The following is a 24,264-nucleotide window of genomic DNA, read 5'->3' as shown; positions in this document are numbered from 1 at the left end:
CCGATCGCGGACCTGGCGGCACGCGCGGGTCGGAGCAGATGCATGGGGGCACAGTGCGACTGAAAGTGGAGTTCACGACCGAGCCCTTCGACCTCGACGAGGCGCCCGCGCACGCGCTGGTGGCCCGGGAGGTCATCGAGGCCGCCGAGCTGGACGCCGTGGACGTGGGCCCGTTCGGCAACACCGCCGAGGGCGGTGCCGACGCGGTGCTCACCGCCGTGGACGCCCTGCTCCGCAAGGCCCTGGAGGCCGGTGCCACCCGGGTCTCGCTCCAGGTCAACGTGGTCGAGGAGGGCGAGGCGTGAGCGGCGCGGGGGACGAGCCGTTCATCGCGGCCGTCAAGCCCCTGGTCGACGCCATGGGCGGCGAGATGATCCCGCCCGACGAGGCCGGCCCCGACGACGTCGTCCTGGCCTGGGAGGGCAAGGACGCCGTCGCCGTACGGCTGCCCCAGCTCGCCGACTCCCTCGATCACATTCTGGCCGCCATGGAGCGCCGCAAGGGCATGCCGCTGGCCGATCTGGACCGCAGGGCCAAGCAGGAGGTCGTACGGATACTCGAGGCGCGCGGCGCCTTCTCCGTACGGCACGGGGTGGAGACCGTGGCGAGCGCCCTCGGCGTCAGCCGCTTCACCGTCTACAACTACCTCAACCGCGAGAAGGGGGCCTGACCGCACCGCGCCGCACGGGTCCGGTTTCGCGCCACCGAATTTTCAACAAACTGTTGACGTGCTGTCGCGGGGGGCGTTAGCTATCGGCACGCCCGTTCAGCACGAAGGCCGAATCCGGCCACGGAGGCTCCCGTGACTTCCACTTCCACGCCGCCGGGCCTGGCCCGGTTCAACACCCTCGAGGAGCACGCGGCCCTCGCCGCGCTCCACGAGGCGTGCGCTTCCACGGCGTGGGCGAAACGCCTGCTGGCCGCCCGCCCCTACGCCACCGTCGAGGACCTGTACGCCGCGAGCGACGCCGCCATGGCGGAGCTGACGGCCGCGGACCTCGACGAGGCGATGGCCGGCCACCCGCCCATCGGCCGCCCCAAGCCCGGTGACCCCACCTCGGCGCGGGAGCAGCGCGGCATGGCCGGCGCCTCCGACGCACTCAAGGCGGAGATGCTGGAACTGAACCTCGCCTACCAGGAGAGGTTCGGCCATGTCTTCCTGATCTGCGCCACCGGCCGGACCGGCGAGCAGATGCGCGACGCGGTCAGGGAACGGATCGGCAACACACCGGAGCGGGAGCGGGAGATCGTCCGCACCGAGCTGGGCAAGATCAACCGTATCCGGCTCGCCCGCCTCGTCGAAGAAGACTGAAGAGGACGCCCCACCATGAGCACCAGCACCACCGCATCCGTGTCCACACACATCCTGGACACCAGCGTCGGCCGCCCCGCCGAGGGCGTCGCCGTCCAGCTCTCCGCCCGCTCCGGGCGTGCCGCGGACTGGCAGACGCTCGGCGGCTCCGCGACCGACGCGGACGGCCGGTGCAAGGACCTCCCGGCGCTGCCCGAGGGCACCACCCACGTACGGCTCGACTTCGCCGTCGAGGCGTACTTCGAGAAATCTGCGAACCAGCAAGCCGATGCGCAGCAGGACGCCCCCGCGAATCGGGACAGCGGCGCCGGTGTGTTCTTCCCGGAGGTGGCGATCACGTTCGCCGTCGTGCCGGGCGAGCACTACCACGTACCGCTGCTGCTCAACCCGTTCGGCTACTCCGTTTACCGAGGGAGCTAGCTACTCATGCCCACCATTCTGGGACAGAACCAGTACGGCAAGGCCGAGAACCGAGTCGTGAAGATCACGCGGGACGGCGCCACCCACCACATCAAGGACCTGAACGTCTCGGTCGCGCTCTCCGGCGACATGGAGGAGGTCCACTACTCCGGCTCGAACGCCAACGTCCTGCCGACCGACACCACCAAGAACACGGTGTACGCGTTCGCCAAGGAGCACGGCATCGAGTCGGCCGAGCAGTTCGGCATCCACCTCGCCCGGCACTTCGTGACCTCGCAGGAGCCGATCAGGACGGCCCGGATCCGCATCGAGGAGTACGCCTGGGAGCGGATCGAGGCCTCCGACGCCAACTCCCGGTTCATCGGCGCCGACGAGGTCAAGCACTCCTTCGTCCGCAAGGGCCAGGAGACACGGCTCACGCAGATCACCTACGACGGTGAGCGCTGGGAGGTCGTCTCCGGCCTGAAGGACCTCGTCGTGATGAACTCGACGAACTCCGAGTTCTGGGGCTACGTCAAGGACAAGTACACGACCCTGAAGGAGGCCTACGACCGCATCCTGGCCACCGAGGTCTCCGGCCGCTGGCGGTTCAACTGGACCGACGACGAGCAGCGCATGCCGAACTGGGAGAAGTCCTACGAGCAGGTGAGGAAGCACATGCTCCAGGCCTTCGCCGAGACCTACTCGCTCTCGCTCCAGCAGACCCTGTACCAGATGGGTGCGCGGATCATCGACAACCGCAGCGAGATCGACGAGGTCCGCTTCTCCCTGCCGAACAAGCACCACTTCCTGGTGGATCTGGAGCCGTTCGGGCTGAAGAACGACAACGAGGTGTACTTCGCCGCCGACCGCCCCTACGGCCTGATCGAGGCGACGGTCCTTCGGGACGGCTGCGAGGCGAAGATCCCCGTGGACCTCACCAACCTCTGAGGTTCCCTCTTTCGGCACCCGTGGCCGGGGAACCCTTCTCCCGGCCACGGCACTCAAAACTTCCGGGGTCCTGCCGTGCCCTCTCCATCACAGCGCAAAGGACGAACCATGGCAGCAGACCGGCGCATCGTCATCGAGAACTGCGCGATCGCGACCGTCGACGGACACGACACCGAGTACGCCTCCGGGCACGTGGTCCTCGCCGGCAACCGCATCGAGTCCCTCGGAGCGGGCAGGGCCCCCGAGGGCCTGGAGAACGTCGCACGCCGCATCGACGCCTCCGGCCACCTCGTGACCCCCGGCCTGATCAACACCCACCACCACTTCTACCAGTGGATCACCCGGGGCCTGGCCACGGACCACAACCTCTTCAACTGGCTCGTCGCGCTGTACCCGACCTGGGCGCGCATCGACGAGCCCATGGTCCGCGCGGCCGCCCAGGGCTCGCTCGCGATGATGGCCCGCGGCGGCGTCACCACCGCGATGGACCACCACTACGTCTTCCCGCGGGGCTCCGGCGACCTCTCCGGCGCCATCATCGGCGCCGCCCGCGACATGGGCGTCCGCTTCACCCTCGCCCGCGGCTCCATGGACCGCAGCGAGAAGGACGGCGGCCTGCCCCCGGACTTCGCCGTCGAGACCCTGGACGGGGCGCTGGCCGCGACCGAGGAGACCGTCCGGCAGCACCACGACTCCTCCTTCGACGCCATGACCCAGATCGCCGTCGCGCCTTGCTCGCCCTTCTCCGTCTCCACCGAACTGCTGCGCGACGGAGCCCAGTTGGCCCGCCGCCTCGGCGTCCGGCTGCACACCCATGGCTCGGAGACCGTGGAGGAGGAGAAGTTCTGCCACGAGCTGTTCGGCATGGGCCCGACCGACTACTTCGAGTCCACCGGATGGCTCGGCGAGGACGTGTGGATGGCGCACTGCGTCCACATGAACGACTCCGACATCGCCGCCTTCGCCCGGTCCCGCACCGGCGTCGCGCACTGCCCGTCCTCCAACGCCCGCCTCGCCGCCGGGATCGCCCGCGTCCCCGACATGCTCGCGGCCGGCGTCCCCGTCGGCCTCGGCGTCGACGGCACCGCCTCCAACGAGTCCGGCGAACTCCACACCGAACTGCGCAACGCCCTCCTCATCAACCGCCTCGGCGGCCACCGGGAGGCAGCGCTGAACGCCCGTCAGGCCCTGCGCCTCGGCACCTACGGCGGCGCCCAGGTCCTCGGCCGGGCCGCGGAGACCGGGTCCCTCGAGCCCGGCAAGCTCGCCGACCTCGTGCTGTGGAAGCTGGACACCCTCGCCCACGCCTCCATCGCCGACCCGGTCACCGCCCTGGTCTTCGGCGCGGCCGCCCCGGTCACCGCCTCCTTCGTGGACGGCCGGCAGATCGTCGAGGACGGGCGGCTGCTCACGGCCGACGAGGACGCCATCGCCCGCGCCACGCGGGACGAGGCCCAGCGCCTGGCGAGGATCGCCGCGCAGGCCTGAACACCCGGATACTCCGGCCGGGAGGGACGGCTCCCGGCCGGTGGCCGTGGACCCGAGCGGGGACCACGGCGGTCGTCTCCGGGGTGCGCGTGAACGCGTGCGCCCCGGAACGGCCACTCCCGTCACCTGGTCCCGCACGACCACCCGCACCACCTCCCTGACACCCACGGCGGCGATCCGACGCAGCCGTGTAACCGACCGGAGGGACGCCGCTGTGGCCGACCACCCCGTTGACGAAAAACTCCCCGCGCTCAAGATGGCGACGACCGGCCTGCAGCACGTGGCCGCCATGTACGCGGGCGTCGTCGCCCCGCCCCTGATCGTCGGCGCGGCCATCGGCCTCTCCGCCACCGACCTGACCTTCCTCACCGGCGCCTGCCTGTTCACCGCGGGCCTCGCCACCTTCCTGCAGACCCTCGGCATCTGGAAGATCGGCGCCCGGCTGCCGTTCGTCAACGGCGTCACCTTCGCCGGTGTCGCCCCGATGACCGCCATCGTCGCCTCCACCGAGGACAAGTCCGACGCCCTGCCCGTCATCTTCGGCGCGGTCATCGTCGCCGGACTCCTCGGCTTCCTGGCGGCCCCCGTCTTCTGCAAGGCGATCCGCTTCTTCCCGCCCGTGGTCACGGGCACCGTCATCACCCTGATCGGCATATCGCTGCTGCCGGTCGCCTTCGGCTGGGCACAGGGGCCGAACCCGGCGGCACACGACTACGGCTCGGCCACCAACCTCGGCCTGGCCGCCGTCACCCTGCTGATCGTGCTGCTGCTGCGCCGCTTCACCACCGGCTTCGTCAAGCAGATCGCCGTGCTGCTCGGCCTCGTGATCGGCACGCTGATCGCGATCCCGTTCGGCGCCACGGACTTCGGCCCCGTCGCGGACGCCGCCGTCATCGGCTTCCCCACGCCGTTCCACTTCGGCGCCCCGCAGTTCCAGCTCGCCGCGATCATCTCGATGTGCGTGGTGATGGTGGTGTCGATGACCGAATCGACCGCCGACATGCTGGCGTTGGGCGAGATCGTCGAGCGCCCCGCCGACGAGCGGACCATCGCGGCCGGCCTGCGCGCCGACACCCTCGGCTCGGCGGTCAGCCCCCTCTTCAACGGCTTCATGTGCAGCGCCTTCGCGCAGAACATCGGCCTGGTCGCCATGACGAAGATCCGCAGCCGGTACGTCGTCGCCGCGGGCGGCGGGTTCCTGGTGCTGATGGGCCTGTGCCCGATGGCGGCCTCGCTGATCGCCGTCGTACCGCGCCCGGTGCTCGGCGGGGCGGGCGTGGTCCTGTTCGGCTCGGTCGCCGCCAGCGGCATCCAGACCCTCGTCCGGGCCGCCCTGGACAAGGACAACAACGTCCTGATCGTGGCCGTCTCCCTGGCCGTCGGCATCATCCCCATCACGGCGCCGGAGTTCTACCACGCCTTCCCGGAGACGGCCAGGATCGTCCTGGACTCCGGCATCTCGACGGGCTGTGTGGCCGCGGTCCTGCTGAACCTGGTCTTCAACCACCTGGGCCGCGGCGGCCGCGACGCCCACGACGTGACCCACCCGATGGAGGCGGGCGAGGAGATCACGGGCGTGCCGAAAGCTCCGGCCGCGTCCTGAGCCCACCGATACGGGGCGTGCGGACGCTACCGTCCGGTGTAGGTGAACTCGTCGGCCGGGCTGGTGGGAGAGGTGGCCTGGCCGACCGTCACGGTGATGTTCACCGTCTGGTTGTCGTCGAGCTGACCGGGCGCGGTTGCGGTGATCTGGCCGGTGGAGACGAACTTGACCGAATCGGATGCCTTGTCCTTGAAGTGCACGGTGGCGCCACCGGCGAAGCCCGAGCCGCTGATGGTGATCGAGGTGCCGGCCTTTCCGCTGGTCGGGCTGACCGCACTGACCACCACGGGTGCGGGTCCGCCATAGGCGAACTGCCCCATCGCGACCGCCGGGGAGGTGCCGAGGGTGTTGGTGACGCGGACGTGGACGACGCCTGTTCCGTTGGGGACCTTGGCGGTGATCCTGAGGCCGGAGGGGTCGATGTTGAGCGTGGTGCAGGCGACGTGGCCGAAGTCGACCATGCTGTCCGGACTGAAACCGCTGCCGTTGATGGTCACCGTGGCGCCTGGTGCGCCGAAGGTGGGGGTCACGTCGGTCACCACCGGCCCGGAAGGAACGGCAGGCGCCCCCACCAGGCCCAGGTAGGTGGAGTTGGCGTGCTGGAAGGCGACCTGGCCGAGGAAGTCCTGGGTGGTCTTGTTGACCAGGTTCTTGGCAAGGCTCGTGTATCCGGTGTTCATCGGGAAGAGCGTGCCGGGCTGGACGTAGACGTTGCCCTTGGTGCGCTTGGAGATCGCCCCGATGAGCAGCTTCACTTCCTCGGTCGCCTGCGGTCCCGGGCTCGGGTACCAGCCGGCGGCGGTGTCGAGATCGGCCCACGCGTGCGGTACCAGGTCGTAGGCGTTGTTGTGGCGCTCGTCGATGACCCACGGCAGGGAGTCGAAGTAGTCGGCGAAGCTCTGCACGCCGGCGGTGGGAGCGGCATAGGTGATCACCGCGAACTGCGGCTGATTCTTCCAGGTCTGTGCCTGCAGGTACGGCGCGAGCATGGTGGCGATGCAACCGCCCAGGCTGTGACCGGTCAGATAGACGGTCGGCCGCGGCGAGGAGGGTGCCGCGTTGAGCGCGGCGGCGAGCGCCTGAGCGAGCGTGACGTTCGGGGAGGGTGAGGCGATCGAGCGGGCGTTGACCACCCGTTGGAACGCGTCCATGGCTCCCTTGGAAACGACGGGCTTCGGCGATCCGCTCTCGGGGAACGGGACGACTGTGCCGACGTCGAGGTCCTCGAGGATGTCGGTCAGATCGGCGTCCGTTCCGCGAGCGACCACGGCGAACTCGTTCGAGCCGTTGGTGCTCCGGGCGATGTAGGCCATATTGGCGTTGGCGTCGCTCAGGGCGAGCCACACCAGCTTCCACGCGCCCTGCGTCGCAAGGCGGGGATCGCTCAGTTGCGCGTTGATGCCGGTGATGATCCGTTCGGTCTGTTGGATCGGGGTTTCCCCGGACGGACGTGGGGTGGCCCCGGTGGCTGCGAGGGCAGCCAGGGTCATGGTCACCTGGGCGATTGTCGGATCGGTTGCCATCGTCGTTCCTGCTCCTCGGACGTTTGAGTGGATCGCGCACCATCAGACCTCCCCTGTGCGTTGTCCGGTGCTTTTCCTGCCTGCAGGATGACCAGGTTCACCTTGTTGGCCGTTCGTCATCCGTGTGCGGTTCGCCGAGCCATGGGCGCAGCGCGGCCGCCAGAGCAGCGGTGTCTGCGGGCGCGCCCGGGGTGGCGGCCCCGGCGACGACGCCGTACGGCGGATGAGCGCGACCGAGAGATCGCCGCGGTCGGCACGGGCGGCCGCCACGGTCGGCAGGCTGTCCCGCCATCCGGCCGCAGCCTCGCTCTCCAGAGGCCGGACGCGAAGAGCTCGCTGAGGCGAAGAGCCGTTCCAGCGCGAGGACCGCAAGGGCGACATCCGCTTCGACTGCGAGGACACCGACTGCGCGCTGGAGAGCGACACCAGCGTGTCCGTGCCGATGTTCACCGATGAGGGCGTCTCGCCCTGCTCGTGCTCACGACGAAGTCGACCGCGCTGCCGGAACTCGCTGCCCTCACGATGGACATGACGATCTGGCGCGACGCCGCTCAGAGCCCGAACATGCCCGGATCCGCCGCCAGCTTCCTGAAGACCTCCGCGGGGTCGGCGACCAGTCTGCGCTGCTCCAGGTCCAGGATGCCGCCGACCGCCGTGATCTCGGCGGCGACCGAGCCGTCGGCCTTCAGGACGCTCTGTTCGATCCGGAACGTCTTGCCGCCGCCCCACTCGAAGGCGCACGTCACCTCGACCTCGTCACCCGCGAGGAGCTCGCGCTTGTAGCGGATGGTCGTCTCCAGGGCGACCGGACCCACGCCGCCGCCGATGAGCGCGGCCTGGCTGATGCCGGCGGCGTGGAGCAGCGACCAGCGGGCGTGCTCCGCGTAGTTCAGGTACACCGCCTGGTTGAGGTGCCCCTGGACGTCGGTCTCGTACCCACGGACGGTCACAGGGACGGAAAACGGCTTGCTCACGGGTTTCCCTTCTCGCGCCGGATCTCTCACACCGGACTCTCGTGCACCGCACAACGATCCACCGATCTTGGCATGCCCATTACGTCCGGCGTGGCGAAGCCAGCAGATACCGGGTCCCGCCGCGTGGCTCGCGGTGCTCGCTCACCTGCCAGCCTGCCCCTTCCAGGGTGGCCGCGCAGGCCCGCAGCGCCTCGCCGTCCGGCTCGTGGACGGCGACGGCCTCCGGCTGCGGGGTCTCCCGCACGCGATATCCCGGGCCCTCCCGCCCCGCCGGATCGTGCCCGGCCGCCTCCAGCGCCAGCGCGGCGGCCCGCACCAGATGCGTACGCTCCCACCCGCACGGCCGGTCCACATCCCCGCCCGGGTTGGTCATCCGGCGCAGCTCCAGAAGCCCCTGCCAGGCGCTTTGCACCTCTCGGCGCCGGGCGGGCGAGGCATCCGCGGCGGCCTCCTCCCCGCCGACGCGCGCGGCGAACACCCCCGTCGAGGCGGGAGCATCCACGGACCCCTCCGGCTCGGGCACCTGCGTGATGCCCTGCCGTACCCGGTGCCCTTCCGGCGTCAGGAAGTGATCGTGCGGCGGGCGGGGGTGGCGGAAGGCGAGACCCCGCTTCACCAGTGCAGTGAGCTGCGACTCCGTGCCCCGGAGCCGCCCGGTGACGGGGTCGGCGGCGTCGATGACACGCCGCTGCGCGGCGGTCGGCGGTCGGGTCACGGCGTGCTCCTCTCCGGCCTGCGACGGGCCCCGGGGGTCTGCGGGGCTCCGCGCCCCACCTGCTCGAAGGCTACGACCCGCCACTGACATTCCGGGCCCGCGCGACTCCCCGCCCAGCGCTCCGGCCCGCCGCCCCCCGGCCCACCGCGCCCCGCCGCTCGGGCCGCCAGGTGGCCACCGACGCGGCGGCCAGCAGCAACTCGGCCAGGTCGCCGCCGTAGTACATGATCTCGGCGCCGCCCCGCACCTGGTCGATCGGCGCGTGGATGTCGGCCCAGAAACCGCCGTACATCAACTGGGAGATCACGGCGTGCGCCGCGACCGCGACGCCGAGGTAGACCAGCCTGGCCCTGACTCCCGGCCGGTCCGGGGCGGGGTCGGGGCCGGCGATGACATGGGCGAACAGGCATCCGGAGAGCAGGAAGTGCGCGTGCAGCAGCCAGTGCGCTGCCGGGTCGGCCGTGATCGCGTTGTACAGAGGAGTGAAGTACAGCACCGCGAGGCCGCCCGTGGAGAGCGCCAGCGCGACCGCCGGGTGGGCGATCACACGGGCGGGCGGACTGTGCAGCACCGCGGTCAGGCGACGGCCCCCGGATGCGGGCAGGGTGCGCAGCAGGAGTGTGACGGGGGCGGCCAGGACCAGGGCGAGCGGCGCGTACATGCCGATGAGGAGGTGCTGGACCATGTGCCCGCGGAAGTCCGCGTGGGCGAAGGGGGCCACGGGCGGCAGGAGCGCGACACCGAGCAGGACGATCCCGCCCAGGAAGCAGCCGGTCCGCCACCGGCTCCAGCCGAGGACCGGATGGCGGTGGCGTGCCCGGCGGACGAGCAGCAGGTAGACACCGGAGGCGACGAGCAGCATCAGCGCCGGCGGAAGCCAGTCCGGGGTGCCGCCGCCCGCGGCGTGCCCGTGCCCGTGCAGATGGTGGCCCATCAGCCGTGCAGGCCCTCATGCCGGTCGGCAGGTGCACCGGGGTCGAAGAACTGTCCGCCGCGCTGGAGCAGGTGGCCGCCGGTGACCAGCAGGGCGCCCAGGACGAGGAAGCCGATGTCCCACCACAGCCGGCCCTCCCCGGCGTGGACGTGGTGGATGCCGAGAATGTGATGGTCCAGCACGCCCTCCACGAGGTTGAACAGGCCCCAGCCGACGAGCATCCAGCCCCACAGCACCCGGGAGGTCCACACCCGCCGCCGGTCGTGGGTGACCCGCGTGTACAGCACGGCCAGCCCGAGCAGGACCGCGAGCCAGCACACGGTGTGGAAGACGCCGTCCCACAGGGTGTTCATCTCCAGGCCGGAGACGGTGTGGGGGTTGTAGTACCGCACCCCGATGCGGTCCTGGTTGGTGCTGGAGAGCATGTGGTGCCACTGGAGCAGCTGGTGCAACAGGATGCCGTCGGCGAACCCGCCCATCCCGACCCCGAGCACGATGCCCGGCAGCCGGAGGTCCGCCGGTCGTGCCGTGCCGGATCGGGCTTCGCCCTGCGTGGTGGCCATCACTCGTCTCCGCTCCTGCCTGGGGGAAGGACCGAGGACGACGTTCCCCGTTGCGCGGCGCTCACGCCCTGCTCAGGGCCTCCATCCGGCTCAAAGGCCCTTTCCGGCCGTCCCCGCAGGTCGGCGGGAAACGCTCGGCCCTTACTGCCGGTATCCGCCGAGGAACCGCCCGATCCGGCCGATCGCCGCCTCCAGGTCCTCCGCGTGGGGCAGCGTCAGGATGCGGAAGTGGTCCGGCGTCGGCCAGTTGAAGCCGGTGCCCTGGACGACCTGGATCTTCTCCCGCAGCAGCAGGTCCAGGACGAACTTCTCGTCGTCGTGGATCTGGTGGACCTTGGGGTCGAGACGCGGGAAGGCGTAGAGCGAGCCCTTCGGCTTCACACAGGTCACACCGGGGATCTCGTTCAGCTTCTCCCAGGCCACGGTGCGCTGTTCGTGCAGCCGGCCGCCGGGCGCGGTCAGCTCGCGGATGGACTGCCGGCCGCCGAGCGCGGCCTGGATGGCGTACTGCGCGGGCGCGTTGGCGCACAGCCGCATGGAGGCCAGCATGGTGAGGCCCTCCAGGTAGTCCCTGGCGTGCTGCCGCGGGCCCGTGACCACCAGCCAGCCGGAGCGGAAGCCCGCCACGCGGTAGGTCTTGGACAGGCCGCAGAAGGTGAGGACCACGAGGTCGGGGGCGAGGGCCGCGGCCGAGTGGTGCACGGCGTCGTCGTAGAGGATCTGGTCGTAGATCTCGTCGGCGAAGACCATGAGGCCGTGCCGCCGGGCGAGGTCGAGGATGCCCTCGACGATCTCCTTGGGGTAGACCGCGCCGGTGGGGTTGTTCGGGTTGATGATCACGACCGCCTTCGTACGGTCGGTGATCTTCGACGCCATGTCGTCGAGGTCGGGGTACCAGTCGGCCTGCTCGTCGCACAGGTAGTGGACGGCCTTGCCGCCGGCGAGCGTCGTGACCGCTGTCCAGAGGGGGAAGTCCGGGGCGGGGATGAGGATCTCGTCGCCGTCCTCGATCAGCGCCTGCACGGCCATCGACACCAGCTCCGAGACGCCGTTGCCGAGGAAGACGTCGTCGACGCCGACCTCCAGGCCGAGCGTCTGGTACCGCTGGGCCACGGCGCGGCGGGCGGAGAGGATGCCGCGTGAATCGGTGTAGCCGTGCGCCTGCGGCAGCATCCGGATCATGTCCTGGAGGATCTCCTCCGGCGCCTCGAACCCGAAGAGCGCGGGATTGCCGGTGTTCAGGCGCAGCACACTGTGGCCCGCCTCCTCCAGCGCGTTGGCCTGCTCGATGACCGGGCCGCGGATCTCGTAACAGACCTCGCTGAGCTTGCTCGACTGCCGGAACTCCATGCGCTGCTTCCCCTCTGGCGACTGGTTCTGCTTGGTTTTACCAAGTACGCGCTTGGAAAGTCCAACAAGTTGTCTAGACTGCGTCGCATGCCACCTCGCCGAAGCTACGACCAGTACTGCTCCGCCGCCCGTGCGCTCGACGTCGTCGGTGACCGCTGGACCCTGCTGATCGTCCGGGAGCTCCTCGCCGGTCCCCGCCGCTACACCGACCTGCACGCGGACCTGCCCGGCGTCAGCACCGACGTCCTCGCCTCACGGCTGAAGGACATGGAGCGCGACGGCCTGGCGACCCGGCGCCGGCTGCCGCCGCCCGGCGCGGCGTACGTGTACGAAGTCACGCCTCGTGGACGCGAGTTGCTGCCGGTGCTGCAGGCGCTGGGGGAGTGGGGGCAGGCCGAACTCGGGGAACGCCGGCCGACGGACGCGGTCCGGGCCCACTGGTTCGCCCTGCCGCTGCTGCGCCTGCTGGACGGCGAGGGGCTCGTGGAAGTCCGTCTGGAGGAGGGCCTGTTCCATCTGCACGCCGGCGCCGAGGAGGGGTCCGTGTACGGCGACGGGCCCGCCCCCGGCGAGCCGGACGCGCGGCTGGTCCTGGACACCGCCACGTGCACGGCCCTCGCCCGCGGGGAGCTGAGCCTGGCCCACGCCGTGCGGGACGGCCGGGTCGCGGTGAGCGGCGAGGGCCCCCTCGCCAAGGTGCTGCACGAGGAAGGAGAGAAGGCCCGCACGGGGCGGGCCTTCTGAGGGCCGATCAGGTGGGGTCGATCGGATGAGGGGCGGTCAGGTGAGGGCCAATCAGGTGTGAGGCGGTCAGGCCCCCGGCGGCACCCGGGACGGCCGTCCCGTCCCGCGCGTCAGCGCGTAGCCGCCGACCCCCGCCAGCGCGGCGAGGATCCCGCCGATCGCGGTCCACACCCACCGGTCCGACCACCAGCCGGACGCCCAGCCGTCCTCGGGTTCGAGACCGGCCAGCACGGCGGCCTTCTCCTGCTCCTCCTCGGGCTTCGTGGCGACGCCCGGCACCAGCGGCTCGGCCAGTGAGCCGTCCACCGCCGCCGATCCGCCGATGTCCTTGGAGTCCACCCGCACCTCGCTGCCGACCGGGAGGCCGAGGTCGGCGGTGGGGACGCCGGTGGCGGTCAGCCGGATGTAGTAGGTGCCCGGCAGAGGGTCGTTGGCCCACGGCTCCGACCAGGCCCGCACCGTGCGCAGCACGCAGGCCAGTTCGACGGAGGAGGTGTCCGCCGCTGCGGTGCGCGTCTGCGCCCCGTACTGGCATGCCTGACGGCGGCGCAGACCGTCGTAGACGTCGATCTGCCAGGTCTGCGGGGCGTGGGTCTGCGGCAGCTTCACCGTCGCCTCGACGGTGGGGCGCTGTCCGGTGTCGGCGGGGAACGACCAGTACAGGTAGTCACCGGTGGAGCCGCTCGCCGTGGCCTGCTGCCCCTGCTCGATCTCCGTGGCCGTACGGAACGACGTGCCGGCCTGCGTGGGGGCCGAGGTGTCGTCCGGCGACGGACTCGGTGAGGCGTCCGCCGCGGCCGGGGCGGCCGCCAGGCCGAGGGTCAGCAACGCGGCGCTCAACGCTCGTGCCACTCGCATCAGTTGGTCCTCCAGACCGCGAACCGCCAGCGCGACAGCCAGCCCCAGACGAGACCGGCGAGGAAGCCGGTGAGGATCAGCACGCCGAGCAGCCACCAGCCGCGGCCGAGACCGAAGGCGGCCACGTCGCCCGCCTGGCTCGGGGCGTCCACGACGTCCACCGTCAGCTCCAGCGGCAGACCGGGCGTGGTCTTCACGCCGGAGGCAGCCGAGAAGGAGTGCGAGACGGCGAGGCAGACCGCCTCCGCGGGAGCGTCCTCGTCGTCGCTCTCGGCCTTCGGGTAGCGCAGACCCGTCGAGATCACGTCCGTACGGCCGTTGCCCGCCGCCTCGCCGCGCACGATCTCGCGGCCCTTGGACGTCACGGCCCGCATCAGCACGCCGTAGCCGGGGTTCACGGCCCGGTCGGCCGCGACGCTCACCGAGGCGCGCAGCTCCTGCCCCGGCCGTACGTCCACCCGGTAGAAGCGCTGCTGCCCGAACTCCTCGCGGTCGGTGTACAGGCCCGACTTCAGCGTCGGCGCCCCCGCGCACCGGTCGGCACCCTCCGCCGGCACCGGCGTCACCACCGGATCGGCCGCCCGGTCCACCAACTGATTGACGCGGTCGGTGAGTTCGTCCTGGTGCTCGACCGAGGTGTAGGTGCCGCCGGTGGCCTCCGCGATGCAGCTCAGCTGCCGGCTCAGCTTGGCGGTCGGGACCAGGCCCAGGGTGTCGATGGTCAGGCCGATGCCCTTGGCCGCGATCTCGCGGGCCACCTCGCACGGGTCGAGCGGGGCGCAGGTGTCCTCGCCGTCGCTGATCAGCACGATGCGCTTGGAGCCGTCGCCGCCGTCCAGGTCGCCGGCCGCCTTCAGCAGGGCCGGGCCGATCGGTGTCCAGCCGGTCGGGGTGAGCGTGGCGACGGCCGTCTTCGCCTCGGTGCGGTCGAGAGGGCCGACCGGGTAGAGCTGCGCGGTGTCCTTGCAGCCCGTCTTCCGGTCGTCCCCGGGGTAGTTCGCGCCGAGGGTGCGGATGCCGAGTTCGACCTCCTCCGGCGTCGCGTCGAGCACCTCGTTGAACGCCTGCTTGGCGGCGGCCATACGCGACTGGCCGTCGATGTCCCTGGCCCGCATCGAGCCGCTCACATCGAGGACGAGGTCGACCTTGGGGGCGTCCTGGCCCGTGGGTTCGCCGGCGGCCGCCCCGGCCGGGAAGGCGAGCCCGGCCGTCAGCGCGGCGAGAAGGGCACAGACCCCTGCCGCCAGCCGTGTTCTTATGATCATCGCCGGATCCTATTGATCACCCCGGTCCGGCTCCAAAACGGGCCTTACCGGAGCGGGTTGGGCAGCTCCGCCCACTGGTCCCCGGGCGTCTGCGGCGAGAGCCGCATCAGCGTCAGCGCCTTCGTGGGCAGGGGATCCGTGCACAGCGCCGCGAGGTCGGGGGTACGCGGCAGATCCCGTACGGCCGTCTCCAGCGCCGCCGCGAGCGCCGGGCCGGAGCCGGCCGTGCCGGCCAGCGCGCCCGCCACGAGCGAGCCGAACAGCTTGCGGCGCAGCGCGCGTTCGTCGTCGGTGACCATCCGGGCGGGCAGCTCGGGCACCGTGATGCCGTGCCGGGCGAGGCGGGCGGGGCTGACGCGGATGTCGGCCAGGTCGCGGTAGACCAGCCGCAGCGGTTCGCCCGCCGCCGAGAGGACCACCAGGAGGTTCTGGCCGTGCGCCTCCAGCGCCACGCCCAGCTCCAGCAACCGCAGGCCCACGGTGAGGGTGAGCCGGGCGAAACCGGCCAGCCAGGCGGGGGAGCCGGGGAGGGCGGTGGTGGCGAGCGCCGCCACCGGAAGCACCCGTTCACCGCTGCCCGCGTACGTCTCGGGCGACTCCCGCAGAACGGCCGCGAAGTCGGAGGAGCCGGCCGCCGCCGCGCCCAGAGTGCGGGTGACGTGCAGCAGGCCGTCCGTGCGCGCCGCGGGCGTCCCGGCGAACTCCGACAGCATCGCCGACGCGGCGACCGAGGGAAGGGAGATGTCCCGCACCGAGGACGTCAGCCGGGCGCTCAGCGAGGTCTTCACATGCGGCCCGCCGGGCAGCGCCAGGGTCCGCAGGGACATCAGCGGATGCGCGGGGCTCCGCTCCTCGCACGTCCGCTTCAGCACATGCGCCGCCTGCCACGGGTGCACCGGCAGCACCACCCGCCCCCCGTCCCGCAGCTCGTCCGGCCACACGCCCGTCACCAGGCACTCCTCCGCCCGCACCGGCACCAGCCCCAGCTCCACGACCGGCCGGTGCTCGGGCCCGTAGGCCAGCTGCTCGGCCACCGAGAAGCCCGGCCGGGACCGGCACGTCGGATGGAACGGATGACCGTCGACGATCCGCTGCTCCCACTCCCAGTCGTGCTCCGGCCCCTCGCCCCGGTCGCCCTCCTGCCCCGCTCGCGACAGCGCCAACGAGGCGACACTGTGCCCGAGTTCGGAGGCGAAGGAGACGGAGTGCGGTACGGCGAGGTCCGTCAACAGCCGCGCCGGATCCTCGTAGGCCCTCTCGTCCAGCCGTACGACGGTGACGTACGCGCCGGTCGCGTACGGATCCGGCCGGGGGCCGTGCAGCCGGCGGCCGTCCGGCAGGGACAGTGTCAGCCCGTCCCCGTGCTGCTCGCGGCGCGCGACCCAGGGCAGCGGATCGTGGGCCAGACCGCGCCACAGCCGGGACAGCACGGCCGCCCGGGCGCCGGGCAGTTCGGCCTCGTACCGTGCCAGGAGACCGGGCCGCACGACGGACAGCTCGTCGGCGACCTCGGTCTCGGTGGTGGGGGGACGGTGCACGGGCGGGCTCCTCGGGTACGAAAGCGGGTACGAACAGGGGTGTCACAGCGGAGTGGCGACGACCGACATACTGATCATCTCCGCCCGGAGCGCTGGAACGACCGTAGGGACGAGTGGAACGCGTGGACCTCATGCCCCCGCCCGCCGACGACGACTCGGCCCCCGGCGCCTCCGCCCCCGGCGACGGCCCGGCCGCCGGCGCTCTCGCCGACGCGTACGCCGCCGTGCCCCTGCTGAACTGCCTGCTGCGGGAAGTGGCCCGGCCGGTGCGGCAGGAGGGCGGACACCGCGTCTACCGACTGCCCGGCGGGGACCGCCTGCTGCGAGTGCGCGACACCCGGCGGCCCGCCGAACCGGAAATCCACGGGGCGGGCGCCTGGCACCGTCTCGGCCACACCGAGCTGGTCAAACTCGTCGCCGAGGAACTGCGCCGGCACACCGGCACGTCCAACCACGAACTGCCCGCCGAGATGCTCGACAGCCGGGAGGCCGTGGCCGCGCTGCTCGCCGCACGCACCCGGGCCACCCCGCCCGACGACCTCTACCGGCGCTCCGAGCAGTCCCTCCTCACCGGCCACACCCACCACCCGGCGCCCAAGGCGCGCGGCGGCGGCCCCGCCGCCGGTTGGCTGCCGTACGCGCCCGAGGCGTACGCCCGCTTCCCGATGACCCTGCTCGGGCTCCGTGAGGACACCGTCGTCGAGGAGGGCGACACCTCCGCCCTCGACGCCCTCGGCACGGCCCCGCCCGGCTATCGCCTGCTCCCGGCCCACCCCTGGCAGCTCGACCTGGCCGCCCCGGAGCTCGCCGCCGCCTTCGTGGACGGCAGGCTGATCCGGCTCGGCACGACCGGCTTCGACACCTGGCCCACGGCCGCGATCCGCACGCTCTACGCGCCCCGGCACGACCTCTTCCTCAAGTTCAGCCTCGACGTGCGCATCACCAACGACATCCGCCGGCTGTGGCGCCACGACCTGCTCGCCCTGCGCCGGACGGACGCGGCCGTGTGCGCCGCCTTCGCGACGTTCGACGGGCCCCCGGCCTGGCTGGGCGACCGCGGGTACCGCACCGCCGACTTCGCCTTCGAGGCCCTCGCCGTCCTCGTCCGCGACGGTTTCGGCGACCACCTCCTGCCCGGTACGACCCCCCTGCTCGCCGCCGGACTCGTCGAGGGCTTCGACGGCAGCCCGCTCGACCGCGCCCCCGAGCCCGCCGCCTGGTGGGAGGCCTACCTGGCCCAGGTCGTGCCCCCTGCGCTGACGGCCTTCGCCGGGCACGGCGTCGTCATCGAGGCCCACCTGCAGAACACCCTGGTCGCCGTGGACGCCGACGGCCTCCCGGTGCAGGCGCTGTACCGGGACGCCGAGGGCGTGAAACTGCTGCCGGACGTGACGCGGCAGACCGGCTGGGAGCGGCTCGTGTACTGCCTGGTCGTCAACCACCTCGTCGAGATCGCCGGCGCCCTCACCGAACGGCATCCCGGGTTCGACCCCTGGCCCGCCGCCCGCCGGGCGTTCGCCCGCCACGACCTCCCCGAGATCCCCGCCCTGCTCACCTCACCGACCCTGCCCGCCAAGACCAACCTGCTGCTGCGCTGGACGGGAGCGGACGGCGCCGACGCCCGCTACCGGCCGCTGCCCAACCCGCTCGCGGACGGGCCCTGGCCCCTCGCGGGCGGCCCCCGGATGAAATGATGATCACAACGGCTGGAGAGGGAGGGTGCGGCATGTCCGCGACGCCGGACGCAGGAGTCCCCTGCCGCGTCGTCGTCTGCCGGGACTGCTGCTGCGGCAGCCCCAAGGTCACCGGCGTCGATCACACCGCCCAGACCGAGCGCCTGCGCGAAGCGGCCCCGGTGCGCGTCTCCGACTGCCTCGACGTCTGCGACCAGGCCAACGTCATCGTCGTCCAGCCCTCCGCCGCGGGCCGGGCCGCCGGGGGCCGGCCGGTGTGGCTGGGCCTGGTCAACGACCCGGCGGCGACCGAGGACGTCGTCTCCTGGGTCCGGCAGGGCGGCCCCGGCGTCGCGCCTCTGCCCGACATCCTCGGCCTGTACGCCTTCACACCCCTCGCGCGCCGCCGCACCGACGGCTCATGACACGGCGGGCACACACAGCACCGGCACGCTCGACAGGTGGAGCAGCTTGTGCGGAGTCGAGCCCAGCAGCGCCCCGCGCACCGGGCTCTCACCCCAGGTGCCCACCACGATGACCCGGGCGCCATGGCGGGCCGCCGCCTCGATCAGCGCCTGCGCGGGCTTCTCGTCGATGAGCTCCACCGACGTCCGGACACCGGCCTCCTCGGCCACCCGGACCGCATGACCGAGCGCGGTGCTGCCGGCCTCGCGGACGGCTTCGTGATGAGCGCCGTACTCCTCGCCCGTGACGCCGGGGGCGGCGACACCGTAGACGATCACCAGGGGTTCGTCGTAGGCGGTCGCCACCTCGATGGCCACGCGCAGGGCCTGCTGAGCGCCCGGGGACTCGTCGTATCCGAGGACCACCGACATCTTCAGGACTCCTTGCCGTCGACGAGGGCCGGGTCGACCACGCTCGGGTGTTCCGACCAGAAGGCGGGCGCCATCAGCCGCCACACGAGCATCAGGACCACGCCCGCCGCGGCGATGCCGATGCCGATGACGAGCGGCGGACCGAGCCCGAACCACGAGACGCCGCTGTAGGAGTTCTCGGGGTCGGACATGTCCGCCACGGATTCCACCAGCAGCCAGGCCAGCAGCCCCGCGCCGATCAGCGGGCCGAGGCCGATCAGGAAGAAGTTGCGGGCGCTGCGGGTCAGGTGGCGGCGGTAGTACACCGCGCAGGCCAGGCCCGTGAGCGCGTAGTAGAAGGCGATCAGCAGGGACAGGGCGGTGAGGGAGTCGAAGAGGGCGTTCTCGCTGACGTGGTAGAGGACGAGGTACCAGGCGATGGCGATGCCGGCGACCCACCAGGTGCTCACGTCGGGGGTGCGGAACCGCGGGTGGATGCGGCCGAAGTGCGCGGGCAGGGCATGCCGGCGTGCCATGGACAGGCCTGTGCGGGACGCCGGGATGATCGTCGTCTGGGTCGAGGCGAGCGCCGACGTCGAGACCGCCAGCAGCACGACCCAGTCCCAGTCGCCCATGGCCTCCTCGGCGAGCAGGGCGAAGACGAACTCCTCCTCCGCCGCGTTCTCGGCGAGGAAGTCCGTCCCCGCGTAGGCCACGACCGCGTAGGCGACGGCGATGTAGGTCACCAGCAGCAGCACCGTCGACCACACGGCCGCCTTGCCGGGGGCGGTGGCCGAGTCCTCGACCTCCTCGGTGAGGTTGACCGCGGACTCCCATCCCCAGTAGATGAACACGCCCAGCAGCAGGGACGCCGTCAGCGAGGCACCGCCGGCTCCGAAGGGGTCGAGCCAGTTGAACTTCGGGTCGATGGCGTCGAGGGTGCCGGTGTCGGCGTAGACGCGGTAGAGCGCCACCACGGCGAAAGCGAACAGACAGGCGACCTGGGCCAGGATGAGGACGTTCTGCACCTTGGCCGAGATCTCGGTGCCGATCACGCAGACGGCCGTCATCACCAGGATGAGCAGCACCGTCAGCACCTGGCGCACCACGTCGTTGTCGGCCCAGCCGTCCAGGCCGACGGCGAGCAGGAAGAACGTCACGGCGACGTCCGCGAGCGACCCGACGACCAGGACGCCCGTCATGGTGATGGCCCAGCCGCCGAGCCAGCCCGCCCAGGGCCCCATGGCGCGGGTGACCCAGGAGAACGTCGTGCCGCAGTCCTGGTCGACCTTGTTGAGGTAGTAGAACGCCGACGCGATCAGCAGCATGGGCACGAACGACGCCAGCATCACCCCGGGGGCGTAGATGCCCACCAGCGCGACGATCGGGCCGATGACCGCCGCCACGGAGTACGCGGGGGAGGTCGCGTTGAGCCCGATGACCAGCGCGTCGACGAACCCGATCGCGTCGGGCTTCAGGCTCGCCTCCCGGGGCGGGCCCGAGTCCGTGATGTCCTTGGCCATGCTCCCTCGCTCCCGTTGTGTGTGCATCCATACAACAGGTGCTTTCGGGGCACTTCGCCCATTGACGCCCTTTCAGGGCCTCATGTCGCCCTCCGGCTGCGGACCAGCAGGTACAGGAAGTACGGCGTGCCGATCACCGCGGTCATCAGGCCGGCGCCCAGCTGGGCGGGGGCGATGACGGTACGGCCCAGCAGGTCGGCCGTGCCGACCAGGGCGGCGCCGAGCAGGACGGCGACGGGGACGACCCGGACATGCCGCCGGCCCACCAGGGCACGGGCCGCGTGCGGCGCCACCAGGCCCACGAAGCCGATCGTGCCGGCCGAGGCGACGGCGGTCGCAGCGAGCAGCACGCCCACCACCAGGAACCCCAGCCTGGCCCGGGGCAGTCCGAGGCCGAGCAGCCGCGGGGTGTCCTCGTCCAGGGAGACGAGATCCAGCTCGGTGCGGCGGGCGACCGCCACGGCCAGGCCCAGCGCCAGCACGAGCGCGACGGGCAGCACGTCCGGCATGGTCCGCCCGTACGTCGAACCGGACAGCCAGGTCAGCGCCTTGACGGCGTTGAACGGGTCGGTGAGCACGATGAGCAGGCTGATCAGGGCCGTGGAACCGGCGGCCATGCCGATGCCGACCAGGACCAGCCGGTTCTGCCGGTAGCCGCCCCGGGCGGAGAGCCCGAAGACGATCGCGGAGGCCAGCGCGGCGCCCCCGAACGCGGCGCCCGCCACGCCCCAGGACCCGGCCGCGGGCAGGGTGGTGACGAGCAGGACGGCGCCGAGTGCGGCACCGCCGGAGACGCCCAGCACCCCGGGCTCCGCCAGGGGGTTGCGGGTCACGGCCTGTACCAGCGTGCCGGCCAGGGCGAGCGCAGCGCCCGCGAACAGGGCGGCGAGCACCCGCGGCACGCGGGTGTCCAGGACGAAGGAGACGGTCTGACCGGCCCGTCCCTGCACCCAGTTGGCGACATCGCCGAGCAGCAGCTTGCTGTCGCCCAGCAGGACTCCGGCCAGGGTGATGCCGACGACCGCGGCCACGAGCGTGGTCACGGTGACGAGGAAGGCCGTCCGGCTCGGGATGCGCAGCCGGTCCGGCGCGTCGGCCCCGGCGGTGTCGCGCAGCCGCAGGGCTGTCACCACCAGGAAGACGGCACCGACCAGGCTGGTCACGACGCCCGTCGGCACGGCGACCGCCGTGTCCGCCGGGATGAGGGCCCGCAGCAGCACGTCCGACCCGAGCACCAGCCCGGCACCGGCCAGCCCGGCCACGGGCAGGACCGCCCGGGCGCGCACGAAGCCCCGGAACCGGCGGGCGAGCGGACGTACCAGCGCGGGGGCGCACAGTCCGACGTAGCCGATGGGCCCGGCGAGCGTGACGGCCGCCGCGGACAGCAGTGCCGCCAGGACCACCACCGTGACGCGGGTGGCCCGCACCGGGACGCCCAGACCGCGCGCCGCGTCGTCCCCGAGGGCGAGCGCGTCGACCCGGCGGGCGACCAGCAGGAGTCCGACGAGCCCGATCAGGGCTACGGGCAGCATCTGCAGGACGCCGTCGAAGCCGTTCTGGCCGATGCTGCCCTGGTTCCACTGGTAGAGGCCCTCCGTCTGCTGCGGGAACAGCAGGAGCAGCCCTTCCGTCACGGAGTTCAGGCCGAGCGCGAGCGCGGTGCCGGCGAGGACCAGCCGTACGGTGCCCGTGCCGAGGCCGGACAGGGCGAGCACGACGGCCGCGGCGGCCAGTCCGCCCGCGAAGGCCACTCCGGAGGAGGCGAGCAGCGGCAGGGACACACCGCTCGCGCCGACCAGCCCGAGGGCCAGGTACGAACCGGCGTTCACCGCGAGGGTGTCGGGCGAGGCGAGCACGTTGCGGCTGACGGCCTGAAGGACCGCACCGGCGATGCCGAGGACGACGCCGACCAGGATGCCGGCGGCCATCCGCGGCAGCCGGGAGGCGATGACCACGGAGGCGTCGCCCGGATCGGCCTGCCCGGTGAGGGCCTTGAGGACCTGTCCCGGTCCGACGGCGGCGGTGCCCTGGGTGATGTCGACGACGGCCAGGGCGGCGACCAGGAGGACGAGAGCGGCCGTCACCGCGGCCGCACCGGTCCGGGACGCGGCCGCGGGCGGACGGGTGACAGGGGGCGCTTCGGTGACGGCCATGACTCCGCTACTTCGTCAGCGCGCCGACGAGGGCGTCGATGTACGCCTCCATCGACCCGGGACCGCCGAACATCCAGATGCCGTCGGGCAGCCGGTGCACCTTGTCCGCCTTCACGAACGGCAGGGAGGTCCACACGGCGTTCTTCTTCAGCTGCCCGGAGAACGGGTTGCTGGACTTGTCGTCGTCGTTGCCTATGTAGGCGAACTGCACGTCCTCGGGCAGGGCGGTGAGGCCCTCGACGTCGGTGGTGCCGAGGCCGTAGGCCGGGTCGCCCTTGACCTTCCAGGCGTTCTTCAGGCCCAGCTGCTTGTTGACGGAGCCGATGAGGGAGCCGTCGGTGTACGGGCGCAGCGAGACCTGGTTGGACGTCACGTAGCCGTCGGCGAAGGCGATGTCGGTGCCGTCGAGCTTCGCGTCGGCAAGGGCCTTCCTGCCCTCGGCGACTTTGGCCTCGAAGTTCTCGCGGGCCGTCTTCGCCTTGTCGGTGGTGCCGGTGGCCTTGGCGATGAGGTCGAGGTTGGTGAACATCTGCCCGATCTGGTCGGAGGCGTCCGCCGACTTGATCTCCAGCACCGGGGCGATCTTCCGCAGCTGCTTCACGGCCGCGTCCGGCAGGTCGGAACTGGCCACGATGAGGTCGGGGGAGAGCGAGGCGATGGTGTCCATGCTCGGCTCGCCGCGCGTGCCGATGTCCTTCGGCTCGTTCTTCAGCGGGACGGCGGTGTCCCAGGTCTTGTAGCCCTTGACGTCGGCGACGCCGACGGGGTCGACGCCGAGCGTGAGGAGACTCTCGACCTCGTTCCACTCGGTCGCGACGACCTTCTTCGCCGGGCCGTCCAGCGTGACCTTCGCTCCGGTGGAGTCGGTGAGGCTGATGGCCCCGGAGGTCTTCTTCGCGCTGTCGGCGGCCGGCTCGGTGGTGCCGCAGGCGGCGAGGGTGAGCGCCGCGGCGGTGGTGGTGGCCGCGGTGAGCAGGAGGCGTCTCATGAGGTGGTGCCGAGCCTTTCGCTTCGGGTGGTGCGGGTGTGGTGCCGGCCGATCGGACGGGTCCGCAGTCGGCCGGTGTGGGGGTCTGTGTCGACATCGATCCGGATGCCGTAGACGGCGGTCAGCCGCTGCGGGGTCAGGACGTCCTCGGGCCGGCCGTCGGCGACGATCCGGCCCGCTTCGAGCAGCGTGATCCGGTCGGCGATGGCCGCCGCCTGGTCGAGGTCGTGCAGCACGACCCCGACGGCGATCCCGTGGTCGTCCGCCAGATCGCGGACGAGGTCGAGGAGTTCGATCTGGTAGCGCAGGTCGAGATAGGTCGTCGGCTCGTCCAGCAGCAGCACGCCGGTCTCCTGCGCGAGACAGCTCGCCAGCCAGACCCGCTGCAACTGCCCGCCGGACAGGTGGTCCGCGCCGCGCTCGGCGAGGTCCGTGACCCCGGTCAGCGCGAGCGCCCGCTCCACCGCGGCCGGGGCGTCCGGATCCGGGCGGCCGAAGCGGCCCCGGTAGGGGTAGCGGCCGAACTCGACGACGTCGCGCACGGTCAGCCCGCTGGGCGTGGGGCGACCCTGCGTCAGCAGGGCCACGTACCGCGCGAACTCCCGGGCGGTCAGGGCGAGGCCGTCGGTGTCGCCGTCGATGCTGAGCTCGGCCCGGCGGGCCCGCTGCAACCGGGCGATGGTCCGCAGCAGCGTCGACTTGCCGCTGCCGTTGGGACCGACCAGGACGGTCACCTCACCGGGCCGCAGCGCGATCGCCGCGTCGTGCACGACGTCCGTGCCGTCGTACGACACGGTCACGCCGGTGGCCGACAGTTGATGCCCGCGCAGCCGCGATCCGCCCACGGATTCTTCACCAGATCTCACGTGGCGAAGGTTAGCCTAACCTAATATCG

At 71.9% G+C, this 24,264-nt stretch carries 24 protein-coding genes; 10 read left to right on the top strand and 14 right to left on the bottom strand.

Annotated features, from left to right (window positions below; all coding sequences use genetic code 11):
- Nucleotides 1-53: 53 nt before the first annotated feature.
- From BJ965_RS07070 to BJ965_RS07040, 7 genes are all read left to right on the top strand, one after another.
- A complete protein-coding gene (locus tag BJ965_RS07070; protein WP_184907882.1) occupies nucleotides 54-305 on the top strand; it encodes a hypothetical protein in 252 nt (83 codons plus the stop codon).
- Complete coding sequence (locus tag BJ965_RS07065; RefSeq protein WP_031134190.1) at nucleotides 302-670, top strand: helix-turn-helix domain-containing protein; 369 nt, start codon at nucleotides 302-304, stop codon at nucleotides 668-670. Before BJ965_RS07070 ends, BJ965_RS07065 begins: the two co-directional genes overlap by 4 nt.
- 132 nt (nucleotides 671-802) lie before the next feature.
- Nucleotides 803-1,312 carry a 2-oxo-4-hydroxy-4-carboxy-5-ureidoimidazoline decarboxylase gene (gene uraD / locus BJ965_RS07060; protein ID WP_184907881.1) on the top strand — a complete coding sequence of 170 codons (510 nt, stop codon included), beginning with the start codon at nucleotides 803-805 and terminating at the stop codon, nucleotides 1,310-1,312.
- Nucleotides 1,313-1,327: 15 nt separating this feature from the next.
- On the top strand, nucleotides 1,328-1,732 hold the full coding sequence (gene uraH / locus BJ965_RS07055; RefSeq protein ID WP_184907880.1) for a hydroxyisourate hydrolase: 405 nt from the start codon (nucleotides 1,328-1,330) through the stop codon (nucleotides 1,730-1,732).
- A 6-nt stretch (nucleotides 1,733-1,738) separates the two neighbouring features.
- Nucleotides 1,739-2,662, top strand: coding sequence for a factor-independent urate hydroxylase (gene pucL, locus BJ965_RS07050; RefSeq protein ID WP_184907879.1), 924 nt, complete (start codon nucleotides 1,739-1,741; stop codon nucleotides 2,660-2,662).
- A gap of 108 nt (nucleotides 2,663-2,770) precedes the next feature.
- Nucleotides 2,771-4,150, top strand: a complete 1,380-nt coding sequence (locus BJ965_RS07045; protein ID WP_184907878.1) for an 8-oxoguanine deaminase — start codon at nucleotides 2,771-2,773, stop codon at nucleotides 4,148-4,150.
- A 214-nt stretch (nucleotides 4,151-4,364) separates the two neighbouring features.
- Complete coding sequence (locus BJ965_RS07040; RefSeq protein ID WP_184907877.1) at nucleotides 4,365-5,753, top strand: nucleobase:cation symporter-2 family protein; 1,389 nt, start codon at nucleotides 4,365-4,367, stop codon at nucleotides 5,751-5,753.
- A 26-nt stretch (nucleotides 5,754-5,779) separates the two neighbouring features.
- Here BJ965_RS07040 and BJ965_RS07035 read toward each other — a convergent pair whose 3' ends face one another.
- The 6 genes from BJ965_RS07035 to BJ965_RS07010 form a co-directional block, all read right to left on the bottom strand.
- Entirely contained in the window at nucleotides 5,780-7,276 is a 1,497-nt protein-coding gene (locus BJ965_RS07035; RefSeq protein ID WP_184907876.1) for an IPT/TIG domain-containing protein, read from the bottom strand.
- Nucleotides 7,277-7,827: 551 nt separating this feature from the next.
- On the bottom strand, nucleotides 7,828-8,250 hold the full coding sequence (locus BJ965_RS07030; RefSeq protein ID WP_184907875.1) for an acyl-CoA thioesterase: 423 nt from the start codon (nucleotides 8,248-8,250) through the stop codon (nucleotides 7,828-7,830).
- Nucleotides 8,251-8,329: 79 nt separating this feature from the next.
- The gene (locus tag BJ965_RS07025; RefSeq protein ID WP_184907874.1) at nucleotides 8,330-8,965 is read right to left on the bottom strand and encodes a hypothetical protein; all 636 of its coding nucleotides are present in this window, start codon (nucleotides 8,963-8,965) and stop codon (nucleotides 8,330-8,332) included.
- Nucleotides 8,966-9,035: 70 nt separating this feature from the next.
- Nucleotides 9,036-9,899: a cytochrome c oxidase assembly protein gene (locus BJ965_RS07020; RefSeq protein WP_184907873.1), complete on the bottom strand. Its 864-nt coding sequence runs from the start codon at nucleotides 9,897-9,899 to the stop codon at nucleotides 9,036-9,038.
- Nucleotides 9,899-10,462 carry a DUF2243 domain-containing protein gene (locus BJ965_RS07015; RefSeq protein WP_184907872.1) on the bottom strand — a complete coding sequence of 188 codons (564 nt, stop codon included), beginning with the start codon at nucleotides 10,460-10,462 and terminating at the stop codon, nucleotides 9,899-9,901. Before BJ965_RS07015 ends, BJ965_RS07020 begins: the two co-directional genes overlap by 1 nt.
- 141 nt (nucleotides 10,463-10,603) lie before the next feature.
- Entirely contained in the window at nucleotides 10,604-11,812 is a 1,209-nt protein-coding gene (locus BJ965_RS07010; RefSeq protein WP_184907871.1) for a pyridoxal phosphate-dependent aminotransferase, read from the bottom strand.
- Nucleotides 11,813-11,899: 87 nt separating this feature from the next.
- Here BJ965_RS07010 and BJ965_RS07005 point away from each other — a divergent pair, with 87 nt between their 5' ends.
- Nucleotides 11,900-12,556: a winged helix-turn-helix transcriptional regulator gene (locus BJ965_RS07005; RefSeq protein WP_184907870.1), complete on the top strand. Its 657-nt coding sequence runs from the start codon at nucleotides 11,900-11,902 to the stop codon at nucleotides 12,554-12,556.
- Between the two features lie 66 nt (nucleotides 12,557-12,622).
- Here the strand turns inward: BJ965_RS07005 and BJ965_RS07000 are convergent, their stop codons facing one another.
- From BJ965_RS07000 to BJ965_RS06990, 3 genes are read right to left on the bottom strand one after another with little or no spacing between them, the layout of a single operon-like run.
- Nucleotides 12,623-13,414, bottom strand: coding sequence for a hypothetical protein (locus BJ965_RS07000; protein WP_184907869.1), 792 nt, complete (start codon nucleotides 13,412-13,414; stop codon nucleotides 12,623-12,625).
- Nucleotides 13,414-14,679, bottom strand: coding sequence for a VWA domain-containing protein (locus BJ965_RS06995; RefSeq protein WP_184907868.1), 1,266 nt, complete (start codon nucleotides 14,677-14,679; stop codon nucleotides 13,414-13,416). The genes BJ965_RS07000 and BJ965_RS06995 overlap by 1 nt, the downstream gene beginning before the upstream one ends.
- Before the next feature lie 44 nt (nucleotides 14,680-14,723).
- Nucleotides 14,724-16,217 (bottom strand): IucA/IucC family protein, encoded by a 1,494-nt coding sequence (locus BJ965_RS06990; protein ID WP_184907867.1) that lies wholly within the window; start codon nucleotides 16,215-16,217, stop codon nucleotides 14,724-14,726.
- Between the two features lie 131 nt (nucleotides 16,218-16,348).
- Between BJ965_RS06990 and BJ965_RS06985 the strand changes: the two genes are divergently transcribed.
- Nucleotides 16,349-17,911, top strand: a complete 1,563-nt coding sequence (locus BJ965_RS06985) for an IucA/IucC family protein (RefSeq protein WP_184916880.1) — start codon at nucleotides 16,349-16,351, stop codon at nucleotides 17,909-17,911.
- A 32-nt stretch (nucleotides 17,912-17,943) separates the two neighbouring features.
- Nucleotides 17,944-18,315, top strand: a complete 372-nt coding sequence (locus BJ965_RS06980) for a (2Fe-2S) ferredoxin domain-containing protein (RefSeq protein ID WP_184907866.1) — start codon at nucleotides 17,944-17,946, stop codon at nucleotides 18,313-18,315.
- Here BJ965_RS06980 and BJ965_RS06975 read toward each other — a convergent pair.
- The 5 genes from BJ965_RS06975 to BJ965_RS06955 all read right to left on the bottom strand — a co-directional run bounded on the left by BJ965_RS06975 (nucleotide 18,310) and on the right by BJ965_RS06955 (nucleotide 24,235).
- A complete protein-coding gene (locus tag BJ965_RS06975; RefSeq protein ID WP_184907865.1) occupies nucleotides 18,310-18,726 on the bottom strand; it encodes a universal stress protein in 417 nt (138 codons plus the stop codon). The two genes, BJ965_RS06980 and BJ965_RS06975, sit on opposite strands and share 6 nt — an antisense overlap.
- Nucleotides 18,727-18,728: 2 nt before the next feature.
- On the bottom strand, nucleotides 18,729-20,228 hold the full coding sequence (locus tag BJ965_RS06970) for an APC family permease (protein WP_184907864.1): 1,500 nt from the start codon (nucleotides 20,226-20,228) through the stop codon (nucleotides 18,729-18,731).
- Between the two features lie 80 nt (nucleotides 20,229-20,308).
- Entirely contained in the window at nucleotides 20,309-22,381 is a 2,073-nt protein-coding gene (locus tag BJ965_RS06965; RefSeq protein WP_184907863.1) for an iron ABC transporter permease, read from the bottom strand.
- A gap of 7 nt (nucleotides 22,382-22,388) precedes the next feature.
- On the bottom strand, nucleotides 22,389-23,369 hold the full coding sequence (locus tag BJ965_RS06960) for an ABC transporter substrate-binding protein (protein WP_184907862.1): 981 nt from the start codon (nucleotides 23,367-23,369) through the stop codon (nucleotides 22,389-22,391).
- A complete protein-coding gene (locus tag BJ965_RS06955) occupies nucleotides 23,366-24,235 on the bottom strand; it encodes an ABC transporter ATP-binding protein (protein ID WP_184907861.1) in 870 nt (289 codons plus the stop codon). The genes BJ965_RS06960 and BJ965_RS06955 overlap by 4 nt, the downstream gene beginning before the upstream one ends.
- Between the last annotated feature and the right edge of the window lie 29 nt (nucleotides 24,236-24,264).

The organism is Streptomyces luteogriseus (assembly GCF_014205055.1).
Classification (GTDB): domain Bacteria; phylum Actinomycetota; class Actinomycetes; order Streptomycetales; family Streptomycetaceae; genus Streptomyces; species Streptomyces luteogriseus.
The sequence above is the reverse complement of the archived record's forward strand: the minus strand, read 5'-3'. Positions and strand labels throughout refer to the sequence as shown.

What these genes read in the sequence shown, in the direction of transcription:
- uraH (WP_184907880.1), top strand. Translation starts at nt 1,328, where the DNA reads ATGAGCACCAGCACCACCGCATCCGTGTCCACACACATCCTGGACACC.
- pucL (WP_184907879.1), top strand. Translation starts at nt 1,739, where the DNA reads ATGCCCACCATTCTGGGACAGAACCAGTACGGCAAGGCCGAGAACCGA.
- BJ965_RS07045 (WP_184907878.1), top strand. Translation starts at nt 2,771, where the DNA reads ATGGCAGCAGACCGGCGCATCGTCATCGAGAACTGCGCGATCGCGACC.
- BJ965_RS07035 (WP_184907876.1), bottom strand. Translation starts at nt 7,276, where the DNA reads ATGGCAACCGATCCGACAATCGCCCAGGTGACCATGACCCTGGCTGCC.
- BJ965_RS07020 (WP_184907873.1), bottom strand. Translation starts at nt 9,899, where the DNA reads ATGGGCCACCATCTGCACGGGCACGGGCACGCCGCGGGCGGCGGCACC.
- BJ965_RS07015 (WP_184907872.1), bottom strand. Translation starts at nt 10,462, where the DNA reads ATGGCCACCACGCAGGGCGAAGCCCGATCCGGCACGGCACGACCGGCG.
- BJ965_RS07010 (WP_184907871.1), bottom strand. Translation starts at nt 11,812, where the DNA reads ATGGAGTTCCGGCAGTCGAGCAAGCTCAGCGAGGTCTGTTACGAGATC.
- BJ965_RS07005 (WP_184907870.1), top strand. Translation starts at nt 11,900, where the DNA reads ATGCCACCTCGCCGAAGCTACGACCAGTACTGCTCCGCCGCCCGTGCG.
- BJ965_RS07000 (WP_184907869.1), bottom strand. Translation starts at nt 13,414, where the DNA reads ATGCGAGTGGCACGAGCGTTGAGCGCCGCGTTGCTGACCCTCGGCCTG.
- BJ965_RS06995 (WP_184907868.1), bottom strand. Translation starts at nt 14,679, where the DNA reads ATGATCATAAGAACACGGCTGGCGGCAGGGGTCTGTGCCCTTCTCGCC.
- BJ965_RS06985 (WP_184916880.1), top strand. Translation starts at nt 16,349, where the DNA reads ATGCCCCCGCCCGCCGACGACGACTCGGCCCCCGGCGCCTCCGCCCCC.
- BJ965_RS06980 (WP_184907866.1), top strand. Translation starts at nt 17,944, where the DNA reads ATGTCCGCGACGCCGGACGCAGGAGTCCCCTGCCGCGTCGTCGTCTGC.
- BJ965_RS06975 (WP_184907865.1), bottom strand. Translation starts at nt 18,726, where the DNA reads ATGTCGGTGGTCCTCGGATACGACGAGTCCCCGGGCGCTCAGCAGGCC.
- BJ965_RS06970 (WP_184907864.1), bottom strand. Translation starts at nt 20,228, where the DNA reads ATGGCCAAGGACATCACGGACTCGGGCCCGCCCCGGGAGGCGAGCCTG.
- BJ965_RS06965 (WP_184907863.1), bottom strand. Translation starts at nt 22,381, where the DNA reads ATGGCCGTCACCGAAGCGCCCCCTGTCACCCGTCCGCCCGCGGCCGCG.
- BJ965_RS06960 (WP_184907862.1), bottom strand. Translation starts at nt 23,369, where the DNA reads ATGAGACGCCTCCTGCTCACCGCGGCCACCACCACCGCCGCGGCGCTC.